Annotated in this window: 6 protein-coding genes; 5 read left to right on the plus strand and 1 reads right to left on the minus strand. The window is 33.8% G+C overall.

Annotated elements, in window-relative coordinates; translation table 11 throughout:
• The first annotated feature begins 15 nt into the window (after positions 1 to 15).
• Both ACXJH6_RS00460 and selD read left to right on the plus strand, forming a co-directional pair.
• Positions 16 to 222 carry a hypothetical protein gene (locus tag ACXJH6_RS00460; RefSeq protein WP_456469797.1) on the plus strand — a complete coding sequence of 69 codons (207 nt, stop codon included), beginning with the start codon at positions 16 to 18 and terminating at the stop codon, positions 220 to 222.
• Positions 223 to 373: 151 nt separating this feature from the next.
• A complete protein-coding gene (gene selD / locus ACXJH6_RS00465) occupies positions 374 to 1,417 on the plus strand; it encodes a selenide, water dikinase SelD (RefSeq protein WP_456469798.1) in 1,044 nt (347 codons plus the stop codon).
• Between the two features lie 3 nt (positions 1,418 to 1,420).
• Here the strand turns inward: selD and ACXJH6_RS00470 are convergent, their stop codons facing one another.
• Positions 1,421 to 1,717 (minus strand): NifB/NifX family molybdenum-iron cluster-binding protein, encoded by a 297-nt coding sequence (locus ACXJH6_RS00470; protein ID WP_456469799.1) that lies wholly within the window; start codon positions 1,715 to 1,717, stop codon positions 1,421 to 1,423.
• Between the two features lie 62 nt (positions 1,718 to 1,779).
• Here ACXJH6_RS00470 and selA point away from each other — a divergent pair, with 62 nt between their 5' ends.
• From selA to ACXJH6_RS00485, 3 genes are all read left to right on the plus strand, one after another.
• A complete protein-coding gene (selA, locus tag ACXJH6_RS00475; RefSeq protein WP_456469800.1) occupies positions 1,780 to 3,126 on the plus strand; it encodes an L-seryl-tRNA(Sec) selenium transferase in 1,347 nt (448 codons plus the stop codon).
• Complete coding sequence (gene selB / locus ACXJH6_RS00480) at positions 3,119 to 4,957, plus strand: selenocysteine-specific translation elongation factor (RefSeq protein ID WP_456469801.1); 1,839 nt, start codon at positions 3,119 to 3,121, stop codon at positions 4,955 to 4,957. The genes selA and selB overlap by 8 nt, the downstream gene beginning before the upstream one ends.
• Before the next feature lie 147 nt (positions 4,958 to 5,104).
• Positions 5,105 to 5,379: hypothetical protein (locus ACXJH6_RS00485; protein WP_456469802.1), on the plus strand; the 275-nt coding region annotated here is incomplete at its 3' end.

Raw genomic sequence — 5,379 nt, forward strand, 5'->3', positions numbered from 1 at the left:
TAAAAAAGGCAAATTATGAATGTTGTGTTGGATGATAAAATTGTCACCGAAATTAAAAATATAACAAAAAGTAATAATTTAGTAGAAGCAATTGAAAAAATGCTTTATGAATATAAAAGAGTTCAAAATACGAAAAAAATTGCAAATGACATTAATATTGCTTTAGATGATGTTAAAAAAGGTAAAGTTTATGATTTAAAAAGTTTTCTTGATGAAATTTGACGTTACCGATATTTTTAAAAAGCAGTTTAAAAAACTGTCTAAAAAATATAAAAACATTAAAAAAGATATTTCGTGTTGCTTGTAATTTATGATAAGAGTGAAATAGAAATGATTAATGAAGAATTACTGAAAGACTTAATAAAGGATTTTAATGCTAAAATTAAATAATGAAGCAAAACTTACAAAATATGTGAAAGCAGCCGGCTGAGCGGGTAAATTGGTTCTGGAGGAGCGAAACGACACTACCTGCTCTCTTGGATGTGCTAATGAAAACCTGCTTGTGGGGTTTGAGGGAAACGAAGATGCGAGTATTTATAAAATAACCGATGATATTGCACTCGTTCAAACCGTTGATTTTATAACCCCCGTGGTGGACGACCCTTTCGTTTACGGACAGATAGCGGCGGCAAATTCGCTAAGCGACGTGTTTGCCATGGGCGGGGATGTGAAAACAGCACTTAATCTTGTGGGGTTTGATTCGTGCCATCACTCACGCGAGGTATTAAAAGAAATTTTAAAAGGCGGTGAAGATAAAATAAAAGAGTGCGGAGGCGTTCTTGCCGGAGGTCATACTATAGAAACGCCGGAGATGCTTTACGGGCTGAGTGTTACGGGGATTGTAAATCCGGATAAAATGATAAGAAACAATACTTTAGTTAAAGATGATGTAATAATTCTCACAAAACCCCTTGGAATGGGTATTTTAACCACTGCTATAAAAGCGGATTTGATAAGCGATGAGGTGGCAGGGGAAGTTGCCGAAATTCTAAGGACACTCAATTACAAAGCAAGTCTTATAGCAATGGATGTCGGAGTAAATGCCATGACGGATGTTACGGGGTTTGGGCTTTTAGGGCATCTTTACGAAATGAGCGGCGGTAAATTTACCATTGAAGTGGAATTTGAAAAAGTCCCTTTTTTAAAAGAAGCAATAAATCAGGCGAGTATGGGGATTATACCTGCGGGAAACTATAACAATCAGATATTTGTGGAAAAATATGTGGAGTTTGTAAAGGAGCTTAGTTTTGAAGAGCGGATGATTTTGTATGACGCTCAGACAAGCGGGGGTCTTTTAATATCCCTTCCTCAGGAGAAAGCCGCTGAATATTTAAAAAGAGCCCAAAACGAAGGGGTGTTTGCGAAAATTATAGGAAATGTAAAAGAAAAAGAGGAAAAACTTATTAAAATCATATAAATCTTAATTTTCCTCTGTATATTTGATTATAGCCTCCTCAACCGTCAGATTTTTATCTTTTAGTTTAAAAACTTTAAAATATTTATCATCCAAATCTTTACCGGTAATAATGTTTTTAATCATTATCGCTTTTAAAAAGTTTTTTAAATCTTCAGGATTTTTGGAATAAAAAGAGGGTGATTTTCTTGAAGCATACTGTTTTGTTTTTGTATCGTAAATAATCAGATATTCACACTCTTCAAAATCTGGGCAGTATTTTGAAGTCATATATTCTCCGCATGCCGGAATAGCAAGTTTCATTAGTAAACCTTTTTTGTTACAATAATATCAAAAATGCCGGCGGCATTACACAAAGGTATAGTATGAATCTCTTTAGACAAATCCCAAAAGTGGATAAAATAGAAAAGAAATTAAACTATATCCCCAAAAAAATTCTCACTCCCTTAATACAGCAGACGCTTCAAAAAATCAGAGACGGTATTAAATCCGGGCAGATAACTGCTGTAAGCGAAGATGAAATTATAAATGAAATTAAAACAAAAGCCGAAAATATTTTAAAGCCTTCTATTGTAAATGTAATAAACGCTACGGGTATTACCGTTCATACGAATTTAGGAAGAAGTCTTATAGACCCGGAAATTTTCGATTACGCAAAGGAGCGTTCCACTCATTACTGCAACCTCGAATATGACCTTGAAAAAGGCAAAAGAGGCGACAGGTATCACCACAGCGCAAAAATATTAAGTCACCTGTTTGGCAGCGAAAGTGCTCTTATTGTAAATAATAACGCGGCTGCGGTATTTTTGATACTAAATACTTTTGCTAAAGATAAAGAAGTAATAGTTTCGCGAGGAGAATTGGTAGAAATCGGAGGAAGTTTCAGGGTTCCTGAGGTTATGAAGGCAAGCGGGGCAAAACTTGTAGAGGTTGGAACCACCAATAAAACAAAAATTAAAGATTATGAAGAGGCTGTTAGCGATAATACAGCAATGCTTATGAAAGTCCATAAATCAAACTATTCAATAGAAGGTTTCAGCGAAGAAGCAAGTTTGGAAGAGATTATAAATTTAGCCCGTTCAAAAGGTTTGCTGGATTATTATGATTTGGGAAGCGCATATATTCCAAAACTACCTTACGGGCTTACAAACTACGAACCTCCTATTAATGAGATTATGAAACTAAATCCGAGTTTAGTGAGTTTCAGCGGCGATAAGCTTTTTGGAAGCGTTCAGGCGGGTATAATTCTCGGTAAAAAAGAGCTGATAGATAAACTCAAAAAAAATCAGATATTAAGAATGTTTAGAGTAGATAAAATAACACTCTCTATTATAGAAGCCACTGCTATGGCGTATATAAAAGAAGAATATGAAAAAATACCGACTCTAAAATCAATATTCCAGACCGAAGAAGATTTGGTAAAAAAAGCCAAAAAACTTTTATCTTTAACTCCCGCCCTAAAAGCCGAAATTAAAAATTCACATACATATGTAGGAGGGGGGACGATGCCAAACCGCAAAATCCCGACTACAATAGTGGAAATAAAAGGCAATGCCAAAAAATGGGAAGAAAATATGCGTAAAAATCTTGTAATAGGAAGAATAGAAAACGAACGTTTTGTTTTAGATATGAGAAGTATTCAGGATGATGAAATAGAAAAATTAGCCCAAATTATAAATTCTATTATAACTTGTGAGGTGAAAAATGCGTAATGTAATTATAGGAACGGCCGGTCACGTAGACCACGGTAAAACATCTCTTATAGAAGCTATGACCGGATATAACGGTGATGAGCTTAAAGAAGAAAAAGAAAGAGGGATAACGATTGATCTTAGTTTTACCAATATGAAAAGAGGTGATGTAAACGTAGCTTTTATAGACGTCCCGGGACATGAAAAACTTGTAAAAAATATGATTAGTGGAGCGTTTGGATTTGACGCTTCGCTTTTTGCAATAGACGCAAACGAAGGTATAATGCCACAGACCATAGAACATTTAGAAGTATTAAATATCCTTAAAGTTAAAAACATAATAGTAGCTCTTACAAAATGCGATTTAGCAGATAAAGAAACAATTGAAAAAAGAAAAAACGAAATAAAAAATTTAGTGGCAAAATATGAAAATTTAGAATTGCTTGAAATTTTTGAAACGTCGATTTATGACAAAAAAAGTATAGAAAAGTTAAAAGAGTATCTTTTTAACCTGCCGCCAAGAAAAATTAGCCATTCTAAATTTTTCAGATATTATATAGACAGGGTGTTTTCTTTAAAAGGTATAGGGACGGTCGTAACCGGAACCGTTTTAAGCGGGCAGGTTAAATTAAAAGATAAAATATTCATAAACGAAACTAAGACCCTCACCACCGTTAAAAACCTCCAGGTCCACGGAGAAAACGTAGAGGAAGCCTATACACATCAAAGGGTTGCAATAAATCTTAATATCAGCCATAAAGAATTAAAAAAAGGCTATCTTCTTTCAACCAAAGGTTATTTAAGGGGATTTAAGCAAATTGACGTATTCGTAAAACCGGTTGAAGATAAAGAACTTTTCCACAATATGGAGATTTTGTTTATAAGCGGGGCAAAGAAAATTCCGGGAAGAGTTTTGATGTTTAATCCGGAAGATAAAGAAGGGTATGCTACTTTAAAACTTGATGAAAAAGTTTTTTTGGTTTTTGAAGACCCTTTTGTAATTCTTCATAAAGGGCGCGTGGTAGGAGGCGGAAAAGTATTAAATCCTATCAGCGACCCTATTAAAAAAAAGAAAAAATTAAAACTCCTAAAAGCTCTTAATGAAAAAGATTTTAAGAGCGCTTTTGAAATTTTAGTTCAAAATCATAAAAGGGGATTTGGACTTCTTCAAAGTTATCAAAGATTTAATTTAACGCCTCAAGAAGCTCTTGAAATAGCAAAAGAGCTGAAAAATGTCTTTATAGACGAAGAAAATTACAATATTTTTTCCGCCGATGTTAAAAATGAGATTCGACATATTGTTAAAAATATTTACGAAAAAAACAGGTTTGCTTTTCTGTCTCCGGCATCTCTTCAACTGAGAATCAAATGGGCAAGTGACAAACTTATTAAAAACGTTCTTGATGAGTTTGTAAAAGAAGGATATCTTATTATAGAAGATAATATTTACAAACGAAAAGATTTAAAAGGAGTGGATATTACAAAATCCGTGGAACACAGGCTTTATAAGCTGCTTGATAATTCCGGACTGACCCCCGAAGCTCCGTATAATATTTATGAAAAATTAAATATCGACAGAAAAGTAGGGGATAATGCCATGAAAAAGCTCACAGCTGCTAAAAAAGTCATACGACTTGCCCATAATCTGTTTGTTACGGATAAAAATATAAATCTGGCAATAAAAAAAATGAAAGAAATTATTGAAAAAGAAGGATATATTGATATTAAAAAATTTAAAGAGCATATGCCTATGAGCCGTAAATACATCGTGGCTTATCTTGATTATCTGGATAATTTGGAGGAAATTGTTAAAAAAGATAATAAACGTTATTTTAGATATAAGGCTGATTGATTATTGGCGAATACATTTACAAGAGAGCAAATTTTTAAACATTTTTACTACAATAAAATTTACAGTTGTTTCTTATTTAGTCAGTGCTATCTAAACCCGCCACACTATGACATATAATCGGATATAATTGTATAAAAAAGGCAGCTTATGAGAACAAAAGACACCCTAAATAATCTCCTTAAAATCCTAAACATCCTTTACAGTGGCGGATATGTAACGATTAAGGGTTTAATGGATGATTACGGAATGAGTGAAAGGACTGCTAGCAGATATTTAAACGAATATTTGCCTGACGCGGGATTTGCTGTTGAAAAAGTCGGCAGGAAATTCAGACTTGCAAACAAAAACCCAGAAATAACGGGAGCTATTGAAGCAATTGAAAATTTTGCAAAAGAGGCCGGATTTTATAGTGATATTAAAGA

Source organism: Caminibacter sp. (assembly GCF_053999135.1).

Bases quoted from the DNA above. Each gene is read 5' to 3' on its own strand.
- ACXJH6_RS00460 (WP_456469797.1), top strand. From the start codon at position 16: ATGAATGTTGTGTTGGATGATAAAATTGTCACCGAAATTAAAAATATA.
- ACXJH6_RS00470 (WP_456469799.1), bottom strand. From the start codon at position 1,717: ATGAAACTTGCTATTCCGGCATGCGGAGAATATATGACTTCAAAATAC.
- selA (WP_456469800.1), top strand. From the start codon at position 1,780: ATGAATCTCTTTAGACAAATCCCAAAAGTGGATAAAATAGAAAAGAAA.
- selB (WP_456469801.1), top strand. From the start codon at position 3,119: ATGCGTAATGTAATTATAGGAACGGCCGGTCACGTAGACCACGGTAAA.